Raw genomic sequence first — 20,332 nt, 5'->3', positions numbered from 1 at the left:
GTTCCGCCGAACAGCGGTGGGCGCGGCCGGAAACCGGTACCTTCGGAGCGTCAACTCCAGCACGTCCCAGGGGGTTCGCCGTGGTTCCCGGTGCCGAGATCGCGGTCGGATACGTGTTCGCGTGGCTCGTCCGGAAGGCCCGGCTGCTGGCCGGACGGGCGGACACGGAGGTGGACCAGGCGCTGGGCGCGGGCATGGACCGGCTGCACGAGCTGGTCGCCGGAGCGCTCGGACAGGACCCCGCGCTGGAGCGGGCCGCCGAGGAGGCCGAGCAGGGCGAGCTGTCGGCGCGCACCCGGCGACGGCTGACCGACTCGCTGGAGGACGCGGCCGAGCGGAACCCCGATTTCAGCGGGCGGCTCGCCGAACTGGTCGAGGCGCTGCGCGGGCTGGACGGCGGCCGGGCGGCCGCGGCGTCCGTGACCAACACCATCAGCGGCAGCCACATCTACGGCCCGGTCATCCAGGGCCGGGACGTCTCGCACAACACCATCACCACCGGCCCTCCCCCGGCTCCGCGCCGGGCCGAGGACGGCGGGACCGCGTCGGCTCCCCGGTGACCGGATGAGCGACGGCGCGCCGGTGGCCAACGACATCGTCGGAGGCGTGTTCCTCCAGGCCGTCGTCCAGGGCCGGGACATCAGGATCCAGCTGCCCGCCGAGGTCGTCCCCGCCCTGTCGGGGCTGCCCGCCCCGACGGCGGCCTCAACCTCGGTGTCACCCTTCGGGGGCTCGGCCGTCTCGACGAGGCCGTCGCGGCGTTCACGCGGGGCCTGGCCATCTGCCGCGAAATCGGCGACCGGCGCCTCGAAAGCGCGACGCTCAGCAGCCTCGGAATCGCCCTCGCGTCGACCGGTCGCCACGACGAGGCCGCCGATGCCCATGCCCTGGCGGCCGTGATCAACGACGAGATCGCCGAAGTCGGCCTTCGGACCGTCGTCTTCGACCACCTCGAAACCACCGGGCACGGACCACGGCCCCGCGGCCTCGGCCGCCGCCTCCGGGCCCTCGCCGCCCGGCTGAGGCGGGCCGGGCCTGCGGATCCGCCCGCGGACGGCCGGCCCTCCGCCTCCCCGTAGGACGGCGGCGGCCGCTACGCCCGGGCTCCGACGGGACGATCCGCCGCGGCGGCCGGGGCCACCGGGCGGCCGGAGCCGCGCAGGAGGAGGGCGACCAGGACCGCCGCCACCGCCAGGGCGGCGGACCCGGTGCGCAGGGCGAGGTGGATGCCGTCGGTGAAGGCGTGCTCCACGGCGTGCTGGACCGGGGCCGGGAGCGGGTCGACCGGGGCCGTGGTGGCGGTGGCCAGGGTGTCGGTGGTGCGGCCGAGGGCGTCGGCCGGCAGGCCGAGGCCGGTCAGGGCGGCGGTCAGGGCCGTCGTCAGGCGGTGGGTCAGCACCGCGCCGAGGACGGCGATGCCGAGGACGCCGCCGAGCTCGCGCAGGGTGTTGACGGTGGCGGAGGCGGTGCCCATCCGCTCGGGGGCGACCCGCTGGAGGACGGCGATGGACACCGGGGTGAAGGTCATCCCCATGCCCAGGCCGAGCACGAACAGCGTCCAGAGGTACTCGCCGTAGCGGGCGTTCTCGCCGTACAGGGACAGGCCCGCCAGGCCCAGCGCGCACAGGGCGATGCCCAGCACCAGCGGCAACCGGGGCCCGTGGCGCCCGGTCAGCCGGGCCGAGACCGGGCCCGCGACGACGATCATCGCCGTCATCGGCAGACCGGCGAGGCCGGCGGCCGTCGGCGACCAGTCCAGCACGCCCTGCATCAGCAGCGGCAGGAAGAACAGCGCGCCGAACATCCCGAAGCTCACCGCGAACCCGCCGAGCAGCGCGCCGCCGAGCACGCCGTCGCGGAACAGGCGCAGGTCCAGCATCGGCTCGGCGATCCGCCGTTCGAGCAGCAGGAAGGCCGTGAGCAGCAGCACCGCCAGCACCGCCGTGGCGAGCACCCGGGTGTCCGTCCAGCCTCGCTCGGGGCCCTCGACGAGGGTGTGGACGGCGGCACCGAGGCCGGTCGCGGAGAGGACGAGGCCGCCGAGGTCGACGCGCCGGGCGCGGCCCGGGATCGCGGGCAGCACCCGGCCGGAGAGGACGAGCGCGGCGACGCCGATCGGGACGTTGATCCAGAAGACGCTCGCCCACCCGAAGGCCTCGACCATGGGGCCGCCGACCACCGGACCGACCGAGAGGCCGAGCGCGGAGACCCCGGACCAGGTCCCGATCGCCCTGGTGCGCTCGCGCTCGTCGGTGAACACGTGCCGCAGGATCGCCAGGCTTCCCGGGGTGAGCAGGGCGGCGCCGATGCCCTGGAGCATCCGCGCGGCGACCAGCGTGCCGACGCTTCCGGCGAGCGCGGCGGCGGCCGAGCCGGCCGTGAACAGGGCGAGCCCGATCCGGAAGACGGCGGTGCGGCCGTAGCGGTCGCCGAGCGCTCCGCCGGTGAGCAGCAGGGCGGCGAAGACCAGGCTGTAGCCCTCGGCCACCCACTGGAGGCCGGTGATGCCCGCGTCGAGGTCCCGGCCGATGCGGGGCAGGGCGTTGTTGACGATGACGTTGTCCAGCATGGACATGAACATGGTGATGCAGAGCGTCGCGAGCGCGAGCCGGCGGCGCCGGGCGCCCGGCGCCGCGGTCCCCTCGGTCTCCCCCATCGGATCACCCCTCCTGGTTCGTTCACTGGAAGCCCCTAACGGTGTTAGGGGGCGGTTCGACGGGGGACAGCGTGCACCTAACGGTGTTAGATTGCAAGCGCGAATTCCGCCCGCCCGACGAACAGCCCCGATGGACAGCCCCAGCGAACGGCTCCGACGAACAGCGAGGACCCATGCCGGCCGACGAGGACTCCGCCGCCCAGCCCGGCCTCACCCGCGAGGCGCTCGCGCAGGCCGCGCTGCGGGTGCTGGAGCGCGACGGGCTGGCCGGCCTGTCGATGCGCAAGGTGGCCGCCGAGGTCGGGGTCAAGGCCGCCTCGCTGTACTGGCACGTCCGCAACAAGGAGGAGCTGCTGGACCTCCTCAACGACGCACTGATGGCCGACGTCGAGGCCCCGCCGCGCACCGGCGGCTGGCGCGACCAGCTGCGCGGCTACTGCGAGCGCTACCGCGCCCACCTGCTCGGCCGGCGGGACGCGGCCAAGGTGGTGGCGGGCCGCCTCGCACCCGGACCGAACCTGCTCCACCTGATGGAGGACCAGCTCGACCGGCTGCGCGAGGCCGGCTTCTCCGCCGCCGACGCCGCGATGGTCTCCTACCTGCTCGGCGCTTACGTGCAGGGCTTCGTGCTCCAGGAGCAGTCGCCGATGGCGGCGGCCGAGACCACCGGCACCGGCCGGCGCGAGCTCGCCGACAGCGCCGCCGAGCGGTTCCGCGCGCTACCGGCCGCCGAGTTCCCCAACCTGGTCGCGATGGCCGGCGACCTCACCGGGCCGGACCTCGACGCCCGGTTCGCGTTCGGCCTGGAACGTATCCTCGACGGACTCGCGGTGCTGCTCCCGCCCGAGCACCGCTGACCGCCCGAGCACCGCCCGCGCTCCGGACAGCCGCCCACCCCGGGCACCCGCCGAAACCGTTCGACCACCGTCCGTCAGGCGGCTGGTGTCACGGGCGCCCGCACGATCCGCCCCACCGAGGAGGCCCCCGCATGACCGCGTTCCACCCCGTCGGCGAGCCGTACGCGGAGGGCCTGCTGGACGTCGGCGACGGCCAGCGGATCCACTGGGAGGCCTCCGGAAACCCGGACGGCAAACCCGCCGTCGTGGTGCACGGCGGCCCGGGCTCCGGGCTGAACACCCGCAACCGGAAGTACTTCGACCCCGCGCGCTACCGGCTGGTGCTCTTCTCCCAGCGCAACTGCGGCCGCAGCGAACCGCACGCCGCCGACCCGGCGACCAGCCTGGCGCACAACACCACCGCGCACCTGGTCGCCGACCTGGAACGGCTGCGCGAGCACCTGGGCATCGAGCGGTGGCTGATGTTCGGCGGCTCCTGGGGCTCCACGCTGATCCTCGCCTACGCCCAGGCGCACCCCGAGCGGGTGTCTGAGATCGTGCTCAACTCCGTCACCACGACCAGGCCGGAGGAGATCGACTGGCTCTACCGGGGCGTCGGGCGGCTGCTGCCCGGCCCCTGGGAGGCCTTCCGCGACGCGCTGCCGCCCGAGGACCGGGACGGCGACCTGCTCGCCGCGTACGACCGGTTGCTCAACGACCCGGACGCCTCCGTGCGCCGCGCGGCCACCGCCGCCTGGGCGACCTGGGAGGACGCGGTGATCGCCCACGAGACCATGGGCTCCCCCCACGCCTACACCGACCGCCCCTCCGAGGCGCTGACGGCCTTCGTCCGGATCACCGCGCACTACTTCTCCCGCCGGGCCTTCCTGGAGCCCGGCCAGCTGCTGCGCGACGCGCACCGGCTCTCCGGCATCCCCGGCGTGCTGATCCACGGCGCCCTCGACCTCGACAGCCCCCTGGACACCGCCTGGAAGCTGGCCGCGGCCTGGCCGGACGCCGAGCTGACGGTGATCCAGAACGCCGGGCACACCGGCTCCCCCGCCACCGGAGAGGCCGTCCTGGCGGCGATGGAGCGCTTCGCGGGCCGCCGGTGACCGTCGGCACGCCACGGGCAGTGACGTGTCATCAACGGTCCGGAGCCGGGGGGTGACAGGCCGGCGCCGGCCACCGACACTGGGGGGAGAAGCTCCCTTGTCAACGGGTCGGCCGGTGCCGGCCGGTACCGGCCGCGGAGAGGGCAGGCCGGACATGAGCACGCCGTCCGCCGGGCTCCCGATCATCTACGTCCGGGGATACGCCGGAGGCACCCCGGGGATCGAGAAGGCCGTCACGGATCCGTTCTACGGATTCAACCAGGGCTCGACGCACATCCGCGTCGGCCGCCAGGACAACCCCGTTCTCTACCAGTTCGAAAGTCCGTTACTGCGTCTGCACCTCGACGAGGGCTACCACATCGTCGTCGAGGGCGGACCGCGGTCGGCGAAGGAGGAGGACCCACCCCCCGAGAGCATCTGGATCCACCGCTTCTACGACGTGTGCTCCGGAACCTGGGGCGGCAAGCCGCAGCAGTTCGACCTGGAGACCGCCGCCCGCGACCTGCTGGCGCTGATCGACCACGTGCGGGAGCGGACCGGGGCCCGCCGGGTCAACCTGGTCGCCCACTCGATGGGCGGACTGATCTGCCGCTGTCTGCTGCAGAAGATCATCCCGAACGAGCGCGGCGAGCGCGCCACCGACTACGTGGCGAAGCTGTTCACCTACGGAACGCCGCACGGCGGCATCACCTTCGCCGTCGGCTTCGGCGTCCCGGAGGCGCTGCGCGACCTCTTCAACATCAACGGCTCCGACATCTTCGGCCCCGACCGGATGTACCGGTACCTGACGCCGGACCCCGACCCGAACGGGCCGCCGGACGGCTGGCGGGCGGTGGACATCGCCGACGACGACGGCAGCGGGGGCCCGGCGGACGCCGCCGGCCGCTTCCCGCTCGACCGGGTGTTCTGCATGGTCGGCACCAACTCCCGGGACTACGACGTCGGCCACGGCGTCTCGGCCGAGGCCGTCGGCCCGCGCAGCGACGGCCTGGTGCAGATCGAGAACGCGCAGGTCACCGGCGCCAACCGGGCGTTCGCGTACCGCAGCCACAGCGGCAGTTACGGGCTGGTCAACTCCGAGGAGGGCTACCAGAACCTGCGCCGCTTCCTGTTCGGCGACCTGCGGGCCGCCACCGACCTGGTCGACGTCCGGCTGCCCGCGGACGAGGAGGTCACCTGGCAGGCGGAGGTGCGGCTCACGGTGCGCGGGCTGCCGGTGCTGATGCACGAGCGGGTCGCCCCGCACTGGTGCCCGATCCAGCTCTCCGACCCGACCGAGGCGAGCGTGCGCGCGCGGGCCGCCACCGCCGGGGACGGCGCCGTCCCGCTGGCGACCGTCTTCCTCTCCAGCCGGCTCGGCCCGGACGAGGCGGGACCGCTGCGGTTCGTCCTCGACCTGAACCTGCTCTCGCTGCGCGAGACGCACGGGCTCTTCGGCTTCGGCGACCACCTGGAGCAGACCGCCGACTTCGCCGACACCCTGATCGTCGACGTGGACCCCGGCGGGCCGCGCCCGGCCGCCTGGGCGCACTGGAACTCGGAGGTGCCCGGGGCGATCCGCGACCTCCGCCCGACCGGCGACCCGCTGCCCGACGAGGACCCGCTGGCGGGCTCCTGGCTCGCCCACGTCCCGCTGCCGGCCACCACCCGGCCGATCCTCGGCCCGGACGCCCGGATCCGCCTCACGGTCGGACCCTGGAACTGACGTTCCGGCGCGGCCGCCGCGGCCGCGCCGGGTCAGGCGTGCCAGCCGGCCTCCGGGCCCTCCGCCCGTGCCGGGGGCGCCGGCTGCTCGGCGGCCAGCAGCACGCGGCGCAGCAGGTCGGAGAGCTGCCGCCGCTCGACCGGGGTGAGGACGCCGAGCAGGCGCTGCTCCTCCCGGCCGACGACGTCCAGTGCCTGCCGCCAGGCCAGCCGGCCCGCCTCGGTGAGTTCGACGTCGACCCGGCGGCGGTCGTCGCTGGAGGGGGTGCGGACGACGAATCCGCGCCGTTCCAGCGCCTCCAGACGGCCGGTCACCGAGGCGGGCGCCAGGTTGAGGTCGGCGCGCAGCTCGGACGGGGTGGCCCGGCCGCCGCGGCCGGCCAGCCCGTGCAGGGTGTCGAACTCGTGCTTCTGCAGGCCGTAGTCGGCCACGCCCTGCTCGCGGACCCGGCCGAGGTGCCGGGTGAGCTTGCTCATCCGGGTGACGGCGCCCTCGACGTCCGGGTCGAGCTGCGGCAGCACCGGCCGCCAGCGCTCGACGTGGCCGTCGGTCCAGTCGCGGGGCTTTCCGGCCGCCGTCCGGTGGGTCGCGGGTGTCATGCCCCGAGTGTAGGGGTCCTGAGCTGCGGGTTCGGGCTCCCGATATTTCGTTGCCGAAATTTCGGCACCGAAATACAGTGCTGTCCGTGACCCGGAACCAGCACCCGCTGCGCCTGCCCGACTTCCGCCTGCTCTTCCTCGGCCGGACGATCTCCACCCTCGGCGACGCCGTCGTCCCCGCCGCCCTCGCCATCGCCGTGACCCGGGCGACCGGCTCCTCCGGCGCCCTCGCGCTCGTCCTGGGCTGTGCGATGGTCCCGCGACTGCTGCTGCTCCCGCTGGGCGGCGTGGTCGGGGACCGCGTCAATCCCCGGCTGGTCGCGCTCGTCACCGATCTCGTGCGGGCCGCCGCCCAGGCGGCCGTCGGCCTCGAACTCCTCGCCGACCACCCCCGACTGGCACCGATCGCGGTCGCCTCGGCGGTCGGCGGGACCGCCTCCGCGTTCGCCATGCCGACGGCGACGCCGCTGGTCGCCGCCACCGTGGCCGGGCCGCAGCGGATGCGCGCCAACGCGCTGCTGGCCTCGGCCGTCAACGCCGCCCGGCTCGGCGGCCCGGCCCTCGCCGGGGTGCTGGTCTGGACGGCCGGCCCCGGTTGGGCGTTCCTGCTGGACGGCGCCTCCTTCGTGGTCAGCGCGGCGCTGCTGACCCGGCTTCGGGTCCGGCACACCCCCGGCGAGCGCCGCTCGCTGCGCACCGACCTGCTGCACGGCTGGGGCGAGGTCCGCTCGCGCGACTGGTATTGGACGAGCCTGGTCGGGCACGGCGTCTGGAACGGCGCCGCCGCCGTCCTGCTCACCCTCGGCCCGCTGATCGCCACCCGGCAGCTGGGCGGGGACGGCGTGTGGATCGCCATGACCCAGGCCGGCGCGTGCGGCGTGCTGGCCGGCTCGCTGCTCGCCGGGCGGTACCGGCCGCGGCGACCGGTACTGGTCGCCAACCTGGGCCTGGCCCTGTACGCCCTGCCGCTGGCCGCGCTGGCGGTGACGGCGCCCGCGCCGGTCACGGTGACCGCCTACGCGCTGGCGATGACGGGGCTCGGCTTCCTCAGCCCGGTGTGGCAGACGGTGGTGCAGCAGGAGTTCCCGCCGCAGGTGCTGGCCCGGGTGACGTCCTACGACTGGCTGCTGTCGCTCGCCGCCGCCCCGCTCGGGTACGCGCTGGCACCGCTGGCCGCCGACGCCTGGGGCAGCACCGGGCCGCTGCTGGTCGCCGCCGTGCTGGTCGCGCTCGCCTGCGCGGGAACCGCGGCCGTCCCGGGCGTCCGCCGGGTCGGACGGACGGCGGAGGCGGAGCCGGAGGGCGCGGGCAAGGCGGCCGAAACGGATACTACCGGCGGGTATCCCGGGAAGGGGGAGGCCCCCGCCGACGCCACCCGGCCGGACCCTACGATACGGGCATGATCGCCTATGCCCCAGCGGCATTCTTCTTCCTCCTCTGCGGGATCGGAGTCCTCCGCGACCGACGCCGGTTCAGCAACGCCGTCCTGCTCGGCATCGCGGTCTCGCTGCTCGCGCTCGCACTGCTCGCCGAACTGCGCCGGGCGCCCACCCTGGTCGTCGAGCTGGCGGTGGCCCTGATCGCCCTGCTCCCGCTCGTCGGCACCGTCGCCCTGGTCTGGTTCCTGCTCTCCAACGGGCTGACGATGATCCGCAAGGAGGGGCGGCGGCCGGCGAACCTGCTGTCCCTGCTCACCGGGCTCGGCATCCTCGGACTGATCGGGCTGTTCGCCGCCGCGGTGATCACCGACTCCGAGCGCATCGGCATCCTCACCGCCACCGCGCTGCTGGTGGTCGGCTACGTCTCCTTCCTCTTCACGTGCTTCGTCGGCTACGCCTTCCTCTACCAGCGCCACCGGCCGCGCGCCGACGTCGACTTCGTCGTGGTGCTGGGCTCCGGCCTGATCGGCGGCGAGCGGGTGCCGCCGCTGCTCGCCAGCCGGCTCGAACGCGGCCGCGAGCTCTACGAGAAGCAGGCCGCGCGCGGCAACCCGCCGGTGCTGATCACCTCCGGCGGCCAGGGTCCGGACGAGAAGCTGCCGGAGTCCCACGCGATGGCGGACTACCTGGTCGAACGCGGCTTCCCGGCCGAGCACCTGGAGCGCGAGGACCGCTCGCGGACCACCGAGGAGAACCTGCGGTTCAGCAAGGTGATCATGGAGCAGGCCAAGCCCGGCTACCGCTCCGTCATCGTCACCAACAACTTCCACGCCTTCCGGGCGGCCCTGATGGCCCGCAAGACCGGCGTCAGCGGCCAGGTCTGCGGCTCGCCGACCGCCCGCTACTACTGGCCGAGCGCGACGATCCGCGAGTTCGCGGCCGTCTTCCTCTCGCACAAGGTGATCAACCTCGGGATCTGCGGACTGCTCGCCTTCTGCGGACTGGCCGCCGCGACGTTCGGAGCGAAGTGACGCGCTGAGGGCCGCCCTTCGGCCGGGCGGCGCCGTAGGGCCCGGTGGCCGGCCCCTGCCCGGGCCCTACGTCCTCGCCAAGCGTTCTTGCCAAGCGTTCTTGCCAACGGGCGGCGCCGATCCCGGGTCCGCGCCCGCCGCCGGTCATGACCTTGACGAAAGGTTGACCTGCTCACGGCAGAACGTTGGGTGCGGTGAATCCTATGGTCGGCCCATGCCTCCACTGCCCGCCGGACGGACCGCCACCCTTCCCGTCCTGCCCTACCGCAAGCCCACGCCCGGCCGCGACTACTGGGTGTTTGACGAGGTCCTGCCCGACCCGGACGCCGTCCGGCGCCGCTGCCTCGACCGCGACGACTGGACCGAGGGCCACCCCTACCGGCCGGAGACCTGGCCCGGGCTGCGGACCATGCCCGGACTCGAACCCGCGGAGCTGGCCCGTGTCGAGGCACTCGTCCGCCGGGCCACCGGGGCGCCGCGGCTCTGGGTGCAGAGCGCCCCGGGCGGCGGCACCCTGAACCACAACTGCGTCCAGCTCGTCGGCGCCGCCGAGTCGGAGCCGCGCCCGCACACCGACTCCCGCGCCCTCTGCCGCTACGCGGCCGTCCTCTACCTCAGCCCCGGAGCCCCCAAGGCCGCCGGGACCGGCTTCTACCGCCAGCAGTTCCCCGGCGGCCGCCTGGGCGGCAACCTGGTCACCGCCCCGCACCACAACCTCGTCGAGGCCCTCGGCACCCGCCGTGTCCCCGCCGACGCCTTCACCGAGGACGTCCGCGTCCCCAACCGCTACAACCGCCTGCTCGTCTACCACGCCAACCTCATCCACAGCGCCACCTCCTACCACGGCCTGGCCCTGGAGGACCGGCGCATGACGGCGGTCTTCTTCTGGATGGCCTGACGCGCCGTCGCCCGGCCCGACGCACCTGCCCTCCCGGGGAAAACCGGGCGCCGCACCAGCGAGGGGCAGGGCAGGATGTCGGGGTGATCCACGTGCTCCACCCCGACCGCGTCCTGTGCGGTCTCGCCGCCAACCCCGCCCTGCCGGCCGACCTGGTCGACCGGCTGATCGCCCTCGTCGCGACCACCGACGACCCGTCACTCGCCGACGACCTCGCCGCCGAGCTCGCCGACCGGGACGACCTCGGCCCCGCGCAGACCCGCGCGCTCGCCTGCGGCGTCGACAACGCCGCCCTCCACCTCGCCCACGACGGCCGGCTCACCGCCGAGGACGTCGACCCCGCGACCCGGCCCGAGGCCGCGCTCGCCCTGCTGGAGCGGGGCGAGGGCCGACCCGCGTGGGTGCGGCGGTTCGCGGCCGACCCCGACCCGTGGCGGCGCGGACGCCTCGCCGGCTGCCCGGACCTGCCGGAGGACGTCCTGCGGCGCCTCGCCGAGGACCCGGACCCCGAGGTCGTCGCCGACCTCGCCGTCACGGCGCCGCCCGCGCTCGCCACGGCACTCGCCCGCCACCCGCACACCGCCGTCCGCCGCGCGGTGGCCGCCAACGACCGGACGCCGCCCGCCGTCCTGGCCGCCCTGCTCACCGGCGACACACTGCCCCCGGCCGACACCTGCCCGGTCTGCGAGCGGCACACCGTCCCCTTCGAGCACGCCCCCGACTGCGGACTCCCCGACTGCCCGCTGCCGCCCGGCGCCGCCTGTTCCGGCGGCCACGAGTCCGCGCAGCACGAGATCGCCGCCGCCGTCCTCGCCCATCCCGCCACCCCCGCGTCCGCCGCCGCCGGATTCGCCGACCATCCCTCGGCACTGCTGCGCGCCGAGCTGGCCGCCCGCACCGACCTGCCTGCGGACGTCCACCACCGGCTCGCCACCGCCGCGGACCCGCGGGTCCGCGAGGCGCTCGCCGAGAACCCCGCGATCGACGAGGAGGTGATCCGCGCCCTGGCCGAGGACGACGACGCCGACGTCGGACGAGCGCTGGCCCACCACCCGCGACTGCCGCTCGACGTCCTCACCCGGCTCTCCGTCCGGACGCGCACCGGCTCGACCCTGCTGCCCCGGATCGCGACGGCCTCCGCCGCCGAGGTCGCGCGGCTCGCCGCCTCACCGGAACCGGCCGTCCGCATGCTGGTCGCCGAACGCCGCGACCTGCCGCCGGCCATCCGCGACGTCCTCGCCGCCGACCCGGACGCCAAGGTGTTGAAGGCGATCGCCCCGCACCCGGGCCTGTCCGAGCCGCTGCTGCGCGCCATGGTCGCCCGGCACGGCGTCCGGGTCGCCGCCCGGGTGGCCACCAACCCTGACGCCTCACCGGCCCTGCTCGCCGACTTGGCCCTCCACCGACCGCCCGTCCAGAAGGCCCTCCGCGCGATCGCCGCCCACCCCCGGGCCACCACCCCCGCCCTCACCGCCTGCCTGGCGGACCGCCAGGCCCGCCCCGTCGCCGCCGCCCACCCGTCCCTCCCGCCCGACCTCCTCGTCGAACTCCTCGGCGACCCCCTCCCGGGCATCGCCGAGATCGCGGCGGCCAACCCCGCCCTCCCACCGGCGGTCGCCCGCACCCTGCTCACCCGGTACGCGTGACCGCGGCAGGAACGTGGCCCGGGTCGGAAGGATGGATCCCAGCCACCCCGGACCACCGGAGCTTCCGGACCAGACCGGCCCGACGACGCCCTCCAGGGCACCGGCTCCGGGAGCGCCCACGCCCGTCTCGCCCCGCTGCCACACGGTGGGCATCACACCAGGCTCAAGGAAGACGGGCTACAGCCTCGACCGGACAGCCTGGGCCTCGCCGCCGACCACGCCCACCCCAAAGTCGCGCGCCGCTCAGGCTCGCGCGAGTCGGGGCGGCGATACGACGGGCGAGCGCCTCACCCCCGACCACACCCGCGCCAACCCCGAAGCCACTCACCACCCACCGCCCGCCGCCAGCAGATCGCGCGGCCGACCACCACTCAGGCTCGCGCGGGTGAGGGCCGCGGCGAGGCGGGCGAGGTCGTGCGGCACGGCCAGGTCCGCGAGGGCGGCGGGGGTGTGGGGCAGGCCGAGCTCGGCGGCGGCGTGCAGGGCGCGGTCGTCGAAGAAGGGGCGCAGGGTCGGCCAGACGGCCTGGGCCTCGCGGCAGAAGATGCCCGCGCCGACCGGGCCGATCCGGGGGAACTCGCGGAGCAGGTCGGCGATCCGGGCCGGGTCGCCGACGGCCTCGTCGCAGAGTCGGCGCAGGTCGCCGTGCCAGCGGTCGATGAGCAGCTCGGCACCGCGGCCGAGGGCGGTGGCGGTGCTCTCGTCGTACCGGACGTAGTGGGCGCGGCCGAGGGCGTCCACCCTCGCCTGCCAGTGGGAGTCGGCCATCGCCGTCGGGGTGCGCAGGCCGGCCGCGGAGAGCTCCCGCGCGGCCGCGACGGCGAGGCCGGCACCGATCCGCACCGAACTGAGGGTGGTGAGGACCAGCAGCCGGTAGAGCGGGGCGGGCGTGTCGCGGAGCGTGATGCCCGCCTCCTCGGCGTAGGTGCGGCCGAAGCGTTCCAGCAGCGCGGCGACCGTCTCCTCGTGGCCCATGGCGGGCCTCCCTTCCTCGCCCGTCCGGCACCTGCCCGGGTTGGCGGCGGTCATGCGCGGGGACAGGGGACGGTATGGAGAACGCCGACCGCCCGGCCACCGAGGAGGTCCGGCCGGAGTGGGCCGGCCTCGACCGGCTGGGGACGCTGGAGCTGCTGCGGGTGCTGAACGCCGAGGACCGCACGGTCGCCGGGGCGGTGGCCGGGCAGCTGCCGCGGATCGCCGTCGTGGTGGACGCGGTCGCGGAGCGGATGGCCCGGGGCGGGCGGCTGGTCTACGCGGGTGCCGGGACGGCGGGGCGGCTCGGGGTGCTGGACGCGAGCGAGTGCCCGCCGACGTTCGGCACCGCTCCCGGCCGGGTGGTGGGTGTGATCGCGGGCGGGCCGCAGGCGCTGGTGCGCGCCGTGGAGGGGGCGGAGGACCGCCCGGAGCTGGCCGTCGCCGACCTCGCCGCGCTGGCGCTGACGGCGGAGGACACCGTGGTGGGCGTCTCCGCCTCCGGCCGCACCCCGTACACGGTGGCGGCGGTGCGCCGCGCCCGCGCGGCCGGTGCGCTGGGCGTGGGGCTGGCGGGGACCGGCGGGTCGCCGCTGATCGCGGCCGCCGAGCTGGGCATCGAGGTGGTGACCGGGCCGGAGGTGGTGGCCGGGTCGACCCGGCTGAAGGCCGGGACCGCGCAGAAGCTGGTGCTGAACCTGCTGTCCACGGCGGTCATGGTCCGGCTCGGCAAGACGTACGGGAACCTGATGGTGGACGTCCGGGCGGGCAACGCCAAGCTGCGCGAGCGGGCGCGGCGGATCGTCACCGACATCACCGGCGCGGACGAGGAGACGGCCCGGCGGGCACTGGCGGCCACCGGCGGCGAGGTCAAGGACGCCGTCCTGGTCGTCCTCACCGGGGTGGACGCCCCGGCCGCCGCCCGGCTGCTCACCGCGGCGGGCGGCCGGCTGCGCGAGGCGCTGGAGCTGGCCGCCGGGCGGCGCTAGCGCTAGCGCTAGCCGAAGGTGAGGGCGGTCCGGTCGACGACCTCGCCGAAGCGGGGCAGCGAGAGCGCGACCGAAGCCCGGTGCTCCTCCTCGGTCAGGGCCGTCATCGCCTCCTCGACGAAGACCAGCCCGTAGCCGTGGTCGGCGGCCGCGCGGGCGGTGGACTCGACGCCGAGGTTGGTGGCGATACCGCCGAACACCAGGGTGTCGACGCCGCGCTCCCGGAGCAGTTCGTGCAGGCCGGTGCCGTGGAAGCCGCCGATGGTCCGCTTGACGACGGTCTCGTCGGCCAGCGCGGCGACCTCGGGGAGCAGCTCGCTGCCCGGCGGCTGCTCGGCCACGCCGGGGCGCTCGACCCGGATCGCGACCACCGGCGCACCGGCCGCGCGGAACGCCGTGGCGAGGTCGAGTGCCGCGGCGACCGCCTCACCGCCGGGGCGCGGGGCGAGCGGCAGGGCGGCGATCCGCTCCATGAGGTCGACGAGGACGAGGGCGGTGCGGGCGGGGTCGAGAGTGCGCATGACCGGTCACCGTAGTGGATCGGCCGGGGGCCCGGACTCCCCGGCGCTCGCGGCCTCGCGGGCGATCTCGGCCCGGAAGCCCTCGATCAGCACCCGCAGGCCGTACTCGAAGTCGGCGTCGTGGTCGGTCATCCGCAGGACCTCGGCCGCCTCGCTCAGCAGCGGCAGGTCGCGCAGCGCCTCGTCCGGGAAGGGCGCGCCGTCCCGCTGTTCGGCGTCCTGCCGCCAGGCCTGCTCCTCGGTGACCCAGCCCATGAGGTAGCGGTCGACGGTGAGCAGCAGCCGCAGCGCGGTGCGCGGGCGCAGTCCGGCCTCGCGGAGGGCGCTCAGCTGCGCCTCGACGGCGGGCAGTTCGTCGGCCGTGGGCAGGGTTCCGGCGTGCACCCGGGCGCCGTCGCGGTGGGCGAGCAGCGCGCCGCGCTTGGCCCGGGCGTCGGCGGCGAGCCAGTCGGGCCAGTGCGCGGGGTCGGGTTCGCGGTCCGGCGGCAGGGCCTCGGCCAGCATGGCCTCCGCCATCAGGTCGAGCAGTTCCCGCTTGCTCTTGACGTGCCAGTAGAGGGCCGGGGACTGCACGCCGAGTTCCCGGGCCAGCCGGCGGGTGGTGAGCCCGTCCATGCCGACCTCGTCGAGCAGCCGCAGGGCGGTGCGCACGACCTCGTCCCGTGTCAGCGCCATGGTGTTCCGCCCTTCCGGCGCCCGTTCCGGCCGCCCGGCTATTCGCTTGGCACCCCACTTTATCGCTGCTAAGTTCCGGCTCGGACTTTATCAGCGATAAGGACGGCGGACCGGCCGCCGACCGCCGACCCGGGAGGGACTCCACACCCCCATGACGACCACCGGAACGGGCACCCGCCGCCCGTGGTCCCGCCTGCTGCCGAACACCGCGCCCTGGCGGTCCTCCGCGGACTTCCGCCTGGTCTGGACGTCCGGCGCCGTCTCCATGCTCGGCTCGGTGTTCACCCTCACCGCGATCCCGCTGCAGATCGCCGACGCCACCGGCTCGCCGCTCGCGGTGGGCGCGGTGGGCCTGGTGGAGCTGGTGCCGACGGTGCTGCTCGGCCTGTACGGCGGGGTGCTCGCCGACCGCCTCGACCGCCGGACGGTGGCGCTGACCACCGAGATCGCGCTCGCCGCGCTCAGCGCGCTGCTGCTGCTGAACGCGCTGGCCGGCGCGCCGGTGCTCTGGCCGCTCTACGCGGCGGCGGGCTGCGCCGCCGCACTCCAGGGGATCCAGCAGCCCTCACTGGAGGCGATGGTCCCCCGGCTGGTGCCGCACGACCAGCTGCTCGCGGCCGGGGCGCTGCTCTCGCTGCGCTGGACCGCGGTCGGGCTGGCCGCGCCCGCCGCCGCGGGGGTGGTGATCGCGACCGCCGGGGTGCGCGCCGCCTACCTCCTCGACCTCGCCACCTTCCTGGTCTCGATCGCGCTGCTCGCCCGGCTCCGTCCGCTGCGCCCGGCCCGGGAGGAGGAGGCGCCGGCGCTGCGGGAGTTCGCCGAGGGGGCCCGGTACGTGGCGCGGCGGCCGGACCTGGTCGGCATCTGTCTGGCCGACCTCGTCGCGACCGCCTTCGCCCTGCCGACCGCGCTCTTCCCGTTCCTCGCCGACGAGCTGGACGCGCGCTGGGCGCTCGGCCTGCTCTACTCGGCCTCGGCGGCGGGCGGCCTGCTGGCCGCCGCGACCAGCGGCTGGACCGGGCGGGTGCACCGGCACGGGCGGTTCGTCCTGCTGTCCTGCGCGGCGGTCGGCGCGGCCACGGCGGCGGCCGCGCTCGGCTCCGGCGTGTGGGGGGTCCTGCTCTGCCTGGCCGTCGCCGGCGCCGCGCACTGGGTGGGCGACACCTTCCGGGGCGCGATCTGGAACCGCTCCGTCCCGGACGCGCTGCGCGGCCGCGCGGCCGGGCTGGAGCTGTTGGTCGGCGCCGCCGGACCGGCCCTCGGCGACCTGCGCGCGGGCGGACTTGCCGCCCGCTACGGTCTGCGCACCGCCCTGCGCACCGGCGGCCTGGCCTGCCTGGTCGGCGGCGGGGTCCTGGCCGCCGCGCTGCCCGCGCTGTGGCGCTACGACGACCGCACCGACCCGCACGTCGCACAGGTCCGGGCGTCCCGGGCCGGGGCCGCCGACCCGGCCTAGCGATCACGCGCGGACCCGGCCCGGCGATCGTTCGCGACCGGACCGGCGATCACGGCCGGGCGAGACGCCCGTACAGGGCGCCGATACCGCCCGCGTCGACGATCAGCGGCAGCGTGTCGAAGAACAGCTCCCAGGCACCCCCGGGACCGACCCGCTCGACGATGCCGAAGGGCACCTCGGTGCCCTTCCCGGTCACCGGGTCCTTGCTCCACTCGGGAACGGCCGTGCCGTACCACTCCACGTAGGCCATGGTCCGGCCGAAGGCGGCCTGGCCCGCCTCGAAGCGCAGGTCGGCCTGTGCGAAGAGGCGCCGGAGGTAGTCGCCCTTGCCCTCGGCGGTGGCCAGCGGCGCCGCCAGGCCCGGAGCGGCGAGGCGGGCGCCGCCCGTCCGGCCGACCAGGGCTGCGACGTCCCCGCCGTTCCAGGCGGCCAGCCGGGCGGTGATCTCGCCGGCCCGGAACGGCTCCGGGGCGCGACCGGCGGAAGGCCCGGTGGCGGAGGACCGGGTGGCGGAGGACTGAGCGGCGGAGGGCCGAACGGCGCCGGCCGGGTCGGCGATGCCCGCGAACAGGGGGCGCAGCTCGGGGGCCACCGGCTTGAACAGCTCGTGGCGGTCGTAGTAGCGACGGGCCTGCATCGTCCTGCCGTCGTCGGACAGCACGTTCCGGGCGATCTGCGGAAAGGCGATCGGGTGGCCCTTGACGGTGGCCTCGTTCCACTGGCCGAACATCACCACCGCGCCGTCGGCGACCACCTCGGTGCCGCGGTAGCGGAAGTCCGGGGCGAGGCCGAGCGTGCGGGTGATCGAGGTGCCGATCGCGGGCAGCCCGCGCTGCGGGGCGCCGCCGGCCTCCCAGAGGGTGGCCTCGGCGTCGAAGATCGCCTGGTACGCGCGGACCCGGGGGTGGGTGAGGTCGCCGGGCACCGGCGGGGTTCCGGTCGGGGTCTCGCCGAAGGCGATCTGGCGCCGCAGGAAGGCGCAGGCGTTGGGGGTGAGCCGGCCCTCCAGCCGCTCCAGCCTCCCCCGCACGTCGGCGCACTCGGCGAGCACGCCGCCCGTGTCGCCGCGCCCAGGTCGGCGGGTGGGCTTGCGGACCACCGTCATGTCGATCCCCTTCCGTGGACTCACCACCGGGTCGGAGGGGTTCTCCGGCCCGGTGGTGATCACCCTGCCGGACAGGGTTCGGGGGGGTCGATTACCTCGGAGGTCATCCGCGGAGCACCGGGCGGCGCCGCCCGCGACCGGCGCCGGCGGTCAGGCCTCCTGGGTCTCCAGCCAGTGCAGCAGGACGGTGCGCTCGGTCTCGGTGCCCGCCGGGCTCGCCGGGTCGAGCGCCCAGTGGCGGATCCGGCGCAGGGTCTCCGCGTCGAGGTCGAGGTAGAGCCGCCAGTGGGCGTGCGGGTGGCAGTTGGCCTCGCGGGGTTCGCCGCACTCCTGGCAGTGGGTGAAGAAGGCGTCGACCAGACGGTGCACGAGCGTCTCGGCGGGCATGGGCGGCGTACATCCTCACTCGTTCGGCGACCGGGTTCGCTGGTGGGCCCGCCGGTCTCGGTGGACCGGCGGACCCGCCTTCCAGGGTGCGGGCCGGGGCCGGCGGGCGGCAGGGACCAACGTCACGTCCCGGGAAAACCCGGGGCCCGGTCCCCGTGGGGGTGGGGACCGGGCGGTTTGTGGGGACCCGGCGGTTCGGGTGGTTCGGGCGGTTCGGGCGGTTCGGGCGGTTCGGGTGGCACCGCGCCGGGGCGGCGCGCCGTCGGGGGTCAGCCCCGGCCGGCGGACCTCTGGGTGCGCCGGGAGACCGAGTCCAGCACCACGGCGGCCAGCAGCACCGCACCGGTGATCATGTACTGGATGGCCTGGGCGGCGTGCACCATGTCCAGCCCGGTGGTGATCGACTGGATCACCAGCATCCCGAGCAGCGCCGACCAGGTGCTGCCGCGACCGCCGAACAGGCTGGTCCCGCCGATGACGGCGGCGGCGATGGCGCTCATCAGCACGTTGCCGCCGCCGAGCAGCTTGTCCGCCGAGCCCTGCTGCGAGGCGATGAACAGGCCGCCGAGGCCCGCCAGCGCGGCGGAGACCGTGAACACCGCGATCCGCACCCGGGCCACGTTCACCCCGGCCCGGCGGGCGGCCTCGACGCCGCCGCCGACCGCGAACACCTGACGGCCCCAGGACGTGCGGCGGAGTACGAAGTCGGTGAGCACGACCACGCCGAGCAGCACCACCAGCGGCAGCGGCAGGCCGCTGTCCTGGTTGAGCGTCCAGGCCCCGGCCAGGGCGACCGCCGCCAGGGCGCCGGTGCGCAGCGCGATCTCCCCCGCCGCCCTGGCGGGCAGGCCCGCCGCGGTGCGCCGGCGGGCGGTGAGCAGCTGGGCGGCGAGGAAGCCGCCGACGGCGAGGACGGCGAGCAGCCAGGCGAAGGCGATGTCGCCGTCGCCGAGGAAGTGGTTGTCCAGGTGGGCGACCACGCCGTCCTTGATGTTGTTCACGGTGCCGAGCCTGCCGAGCACGTAGTCCTGCAGCCCGCTCCAGGCGAGCATGCCGGCCAGGGTGACGACGAACGCGGGCACGCCGATCCGGGCGAAGAAGAAGCCGTGCAGGGCGCCCATCGCGGCGGCGGTGAGCAGGCCGAGCAGGACGGCGAGCCACTCGGCCACGCCCTGCCGCACGGCGAGCACGGAGGTGACGGCGGCGCAGGCGCCGGCCACCGAGCCGAGCGAGAGGTCGATCTCGCCGAGCAGCAGGACGAAGACGACGCCGACCGAGATGAGGCCGTAGCCGGCGATCCACTTGGTGATGTTGGTCAGGTTGTCGGCCTGGAGGAAGTGGCCGGTGACGCTCTGGAAGACGATCGCGATCAGGATCAGGCCGAGGACCACGGGCAGCGCGCCGAGATCGCCGCTGCGGATCCGGCGCCGGAACTCCTCGGCGTAGCCGGCGGCGCCGCCGCCGCGGACCAGCAGGCGCGGATCGGCGGCCGGGGCCGGGGCGCCGGCGGCGGGGTCGGTCCGACCGGTGCTCACTGCGCCTCCTCCGCGATGCGTGCCCGACGCCGGGTGACGGCGTTTTCGGTGGCGCCGGTGATGGCGGAGATGATCTCCTCGGACGAGGTGCCGGCGACCGGGAACACCCCGTTGTTGCGGCCGAGCCGCAGGACGGCGACGGTGTCGGCGACCGCGCGGACGTCCGCCAGGTTGTGGCTGATCAGGATGACGCCGAGGCCGCGCTCGCGCAGCCGCTCGACGAGGTCCAGGACCTGTGCGGTCTGCTCGACGCCGAGCGCGGCGGTCGGCTCGTCGAGGACGACGATCCGCGGCTCGCCGACCAGCGCGCGGGCGATGGCGACGACCTGGCGCTGCCCTCCGGAGAGCGCGGCGACCGGGGTCCGCACACTGGGGATGCGGATCGACAGGGTGTCCAGGAGTTCCTTGGCGCGCCGCTCCATGGCGACCTCGTCCAGGACGGCGCGGCGGCGCAGCTCGCGGCCGAGGAAGAGGTTGGCGACGACGTCGAGGTTGTCGCAGAGCGCGAGGTCCTGGTAGACGGTGGCGATGCCGAGCGCCTGGGCGTCCTGGGGGCGGCCGATCCGCACCGGGCGGCCGTCCCAGGTGACCTCGCCCTCGTCCACGGGGTGGACCCCGGCGATCGTCTTGACCAGCGTGGACTTGCCGGCGCCGTTGTCGCCGACCAGGGCGAGCACCTCGCCGGCGCGGACGTCGAGGTCGACGGCGGTGAGGGCCTGGACGGCGCCGAAGCGTTTGGAGACCGCGCGCAGCGCGAGAACGGGTGCGCCTGTCATGGGAACCACCTCCTGCGGGGATGTGCGGGGCGGGAACGGGCACGGGCGGCC

The 20,332-nt window shown here is 75.4% G+C and carries 19 protein-coding genes and 1 pseudogene; 11 read left to right on the top strand and 9 right to left on the bottom strand.

The window, feature by feature from the left end:
• Positions 1-80: 80 nt before the first annotated feature.
• On the top strand, positions 81-560 hold the full coding sequence (locus tag ACFVFS_RS26510; RefSeq protein ID WP_380627208.1) for a hypothetical protein: 480 nt from the start codon (positions 81-83) through the stop codon (positions 558-560).
• Positions 561-719: 159 nt separating this feature from the next.
• Positions 720-1,079: pseudogene (locus tag ACFVFS_RS26505) on the top strand (tetratricopeptide repeat protein); the annotation flags it as partial.
• Positions 1,080-1,093: 14 nt separating this feature from the next.
• On the opposite strand, the gene ACFVFS_RS26500 reads toward ACFVFS_RS26505, so the two are convergent.
• Entirely contained in the window at positions 1,094-2,656 is a 1,563-nt protein-coding gene (locus tag ACFVFS_RS26500) for an MFS transporter (RefSeq protein ID WP_380627207.1), read from the bottom strand.
• Between the two features lie 173 nt (positions 2,657-2,829).
• On the opposite strand from ACFVFS_RS26500, the gene ACFVFS_RS26495 reads away from it, so the two are divergent.
• From ACFVFS_RS26495 to ACFVFS_RS26485, 3 genes are all read left to right on the top strand, one after another.
• A complete protein-coding gene (locus tag ACFVFS_RS26495) occupies positions 2,830-3,513 on the top strand; it encodes a TetR/AcrR family transcriptional regulator C-terminal domain-containing protein (protein WP_380627206.1) in 684 nt (227 codons plus the stop codon).
• Positions 3,514-3,644: 131 nt separating this feature from the next.
• Positions 3,645-4,607, top strand: coding sequence for a prolyl aminopeptidase (gene pip, locus ACFVFS_RS26490; protein WP_380627205.1), 963 nt, complete (start codon positions 3,645-3,647; stop codon positions 4,605-4,607).
• A gap of 154 nt (positions 4,608-4,761) precedes the next feature.
• Positions 4,762-6,312: an esterase/lipase family protein gene (locus ACFVFS_RS26485; RefSeq protein WP_380627204.1), complete on the top strand. Its 1,551-nt coding sequence runs from the start codon at positions 4,762-4,764 to the stop codon at positions 6,310-6,312.
• A gap of 32 nt (positions 6,313-6,344) precedes the next feature.
• Here ACFVFS_RS26485 and ACFVFS_RS26480 read toward each other — a convergent pair whose 3' ends face one another.
• Positions 6,345-6,911: a MarR family winged helix-turn-helix transcriptional regulator gene (locus tag ACFVFS_RS26480; RefSeq protein ID WP_380627203.1), complete on the bottom strand. Its 567-nt coding sequence runs from the start codon at positions 6,909-6,911 to the stop codon at positions 6,345-6,347.
• A gap of 86 nt (positions 6,912-6,997) precedes the next feature.
• On the opposite strand from ACFVFS_RS26480, the gene ACFVFS_RS26475 reads away from it, so the two are divergent.
• The 4 genes from ACFVFS_RS26475 (at position 6,998) to ACFVFS_RS26460 (ending at position 11,865) form a co-directional block, all read left to right on the top strand.
• Positions 6,998-8,314, top strand: a complete 1,317-nt coding sequence (locus ACFVFS_RS26475) for an MFS transporter (protein WP_380627202.1) — start codon at positions 6,998-7,000, stop codon at positions 8,312-8,314.
• On the top strand, positions 8,311-9,321 hold the full coding sequence (locus tag ACFVFS_RS26470; protein WP_380627201.1) for a YdcF family protein: 1,011 nt from the start codon (positions 8,311-8,313) through the stop codon (positions 9,319-9,321). The genes ACFVFS_RS26475 and ACFVFS_RS26470 overlap by 4 nt, the downstream gene beginning before the upstream one ends.
• A 214-nt stretch (positions 9,322-9,535) precedes the next feature.
• Entirely contained in the window at positions 9,536-10,219 is a 684-nt protein-coding gene (locus ACFVFS_RS26465) for a DUF6445 family protein (RefSeq protein ID WP_380627200.1), read from the top strand.
• 83 nt (positions 10,220-10,302) lie between these two features.
• Positions 10,303-11,865 carry a hypothetical protein gene (locus ACFVFS_RS26460; protein ID WP_380627199.1) on the top strand — a complete coding sequence of 521 codons (1,563 nt, stop codon included), beginning with the start codon at positions 10,303-10,305 and terminating at the stop codon, positions 11,863-11,865.
• A 324-nt stretch (positions 11,866-12,189) separates the two neighbouring features.
• On the opposite strand, the gene ACFVFS_RS26455 is transcribed toward ACFVFS_RS26460, so the two are convergent.
• The gene (locus tag ACFVFS_RS26455) at positions 12,190-12,840 is read right to left on the bottom strand and encodes an endonuclease (protein ID WP_380627198.1); all 651 of its coding nucleotides are present in this window, start codon (positions 12,838-12,840) and stop codon (positions 12,190-12,192) included.
• Between the two features lie 74 nt (positions 12,841-12,914).
• On the opposite strand from ACFVFS_RS26455, the gene murQ reads away from it, so the two are divergent.
• Positions 12,915-13,826 (top strand): N-acetylmuramic acid 6-phosphate etherase, encoded by a 912-nt coding sequence (murQ, locus tag ACFVFS_RS26450; protein WP_380627196.1) that lies wholly within the window; start codon positions 12,915-12,917, stop codon positions 13,824-13,826.
• 8 nt (positions 13,827-13,834) lie between these two features.
• On the opposite strand, the gene ACFVFS_RS26445 is transcribed toward murQ, so the two are convergent.
• Positions 13,835-14,347 carry an isochorismatase family protein gene (locus ACFVFS_RS26445; RefSeq protein ID WP_380627195.1) on the bottom strand — a complete coding sequence of 171 codons (513 nt, stop codon included), beginning with the start codon at positions 14,345-14,347 and terminating at the stop codon, positions 13,835-13,837.
• A gap of 6 nt (positions 14,348-14,353) precedes the next feature.
• A complete protein-coding gene (locus ACFVFS_RS26440) occupies positions 14,354-15,022 on the bottom strand; it encodes a TetR/AcrR family transcriptional regulator C-terminal domain-containing protein (RefSeq protein WP_380627194.1) in 669 nt (222 codons plus the stop codon).
• Between the two features lie 151 nt (positions 15,023-15,173).
• On the opposite strand from ACFVFS_RS26440, the gene ACFVFS_RS26435 reads away from it, so the two are divergent.
• A complete protein-coding gene (locus ACFVFS_RS26435) occupies positions 15,174-16,478 on the top strand; it encodes an MFS transporter (RefSeq protein ID WP_380627193.1) in 1,305 nt (434 codons plus the stop codon).
• 49 nt (positions 16,479-16,527) lie between these two features.
• Here ACFVFS_RS26435 and ACFVFS_RS26430 read toward each other — a convergent pair whose 3' ends face one another.
• From ACFVFS_RS26430 to ACFVFS_RS26415, 4 genes are all read right to left on the bottom strand, one after another.
• On the bottom strand, positions 16,528-17,583 hold the full coding sequence (locus ACFVFS_RS26430; RefSeq protein ID WP_380627192.1) for a hypothetical protein: 1,056 nt from the start codon (positions 17,581-17,583) through the stop codon (positions 16,528-16,530).
• Positions 17,584-17,733: 150 nt separating this feature from the next.
• Positions 17,734-17,970 carry a hypothetical protein gene (locus ACFVFS_RS26425; RefSeq protein ID WP_380627191.1) on the bottom strand — a complete coding sequence of 79 codons (237 nt, stop codon included), beginning with the start codon at positions 17,968-17,970 and terminating at the stop codon, positions 17,734-17,736.
• 269 nt (positions 17,971-18,239) lie between these two features.
• Positions 18,240-19,505 carry a sugar ABC transporter permease gene (locus tag ACFVFS_RS26420; RefSeq protein WP_380627190.1) on the bottom strand — a complete coding sequence of 422 codons (1,266 nt, stop codon included), beginning with the start codon at positions 19,503-19,505 and terminating at the stop codon, positions 18,240-18,242.
• Positions 19,502-20,281 (bottom strand): ATP-binding cassette domain-containing protein, encoded by a 780-nt coding sequence (locus ACFVFS_RS26415; protein WP_380627189.1) that lies wholly within the window; start codon positions 20,279-20,281, stop codon positions 19,502-19,504. The genes ACFVFS_RS26420 and ACFVFS_RS26415 overlap by 4 nt, the downstream gene beginning before the upstream one ends.
• Between the last annotated feature and the right edge of the window lie 51 nt (positions 20,282-20,332).

The organism is Kitasatospora sp. NPDC057692 (genome assembly GCF_042799475.1).
In the GTDB taxonomy this organism is placed as follows: Bacteria; Actinomycetota; Actinomycetes; order Streptomycetales; family Streptomycetaceae; genus Kitasatospora.
The sequence above is the reverse complement of the archived record's forward strand: the minus strand, read 5'-3'. Positions and strand labels throughout refer to the sequence as shown.

Excerpts from the sequence above, each read along its gene's own strand:
- ACFVFS_RS26430 (WP_380627192.1), bottom strand. The coding sequence starts at position 17,583 with ATGACGGTGGTCCGCAAGCCCACCCGCCGACCTGGGCGCGGCGACACG.
- ACFVFS_RS26480 (WP_380627203.1), bottom strand. The coding sequence starts at position 6,911 with ATGACACCCGCGACCCACCGGACGGCGGCCGGAAAGCCCCGCGACTGG.
- ACFVFS_RS26470 (WP_380627201.1), top strand. The coding sequence starts at position 8,311 with ATGATCGCCTATGCCCCAGCGGCATTCTTCTTCCTCCTCTGCGGGATC.
- ACFVFS_RS26440 (WP_380627194.1), bottom strand. The coding sequence starts at position 15,022 with ATGGCGCTGACACGGGACGAGGTCGTGCGCACCGCCCTGCGGCTGCTC.
- ACFVFS_RS26485 (WP_380627204.1), top strand. The coding sequence starts at position 4,762 with ATGAGCACGCCGTCCGCCGGGCTCCCGATCATCTACGTCCGGGGATAC.
- ACFVFS_RS26415 (WP_380627189.1), bottom strand. The coding sequence starts at position 20,281 with ATGACAGGCGCACCCGTTCTCGCGCTGCGCGCGGTCTCCAAACGCTTC.
- ACFVFS_RS26495 (WP_380627206.1), top strand. The coding sequence starts at position 2,830 with ATGCCGGCCGACGAGGACTCCGCCGCCCAGCCCGGCCTCACCCGCGAG.
- ACFVFS_RS26435 (WP_380627193.1), top strand. The coding sequence starts at position 15,174 with ATGACGACCACCGGAACGGGCACCCGCCGCCCGTGGTCCCGCCTGCTG.
- murQ (WP_380627196.1), top strand. The coding sequence starts at position 12,915 with ATGGAGAACGCCGACCGCCCGGCCACCGAGGAGGTCCGGCCGGAGTGG.
- ACFVFS_RS26445 (WP_380627195.1), bottom strand. The coding sequence starts at position 14,347 with ATGCGCACTCTCGACCCCGCCCGCACCGCCCTCGTCCTCGTCGACCTC.
- pip (WP_380627205.1), top strand. The coding sequence starts at position 3,645 with ATGACCGCGTTCCACCCCGTCGGCGAGCCGTACGCGGAGGGCCTGCTG.
- ACFVFS_RS26500 (WP_380627207.1), bottom strand. The coding sequence starts at position 2,656 with ATGGGGGAGACCGAGGGGACCGCGGCGCCGGGCGCCCGGCGCCGCCGG.
- ACFVFS_RS26455 (WP_380627198.1), bottom strand. The coding sequence starts at position 12,840 with ATGGGCCACGAGGAGACGGTCGCCGCGCTGCTGGAACGCTTCGGCCGC.
- ACFVFS_RS26465 (WP_380627200.1), top strand. The coding sequence starts at position 9,536 with ATGCCTCCACTGCCCGCCGGACGGACCGCCACCCTTCCCGTCCTGCCC.
- ACFVFS_RS26425 (WP_380627191.1), bottom strand. The coding sequence starts at position 17,970 with ATGCCCGCCGAGACGCTCGTGCACCGTCTGGTCGACGCCTTCTTCACC.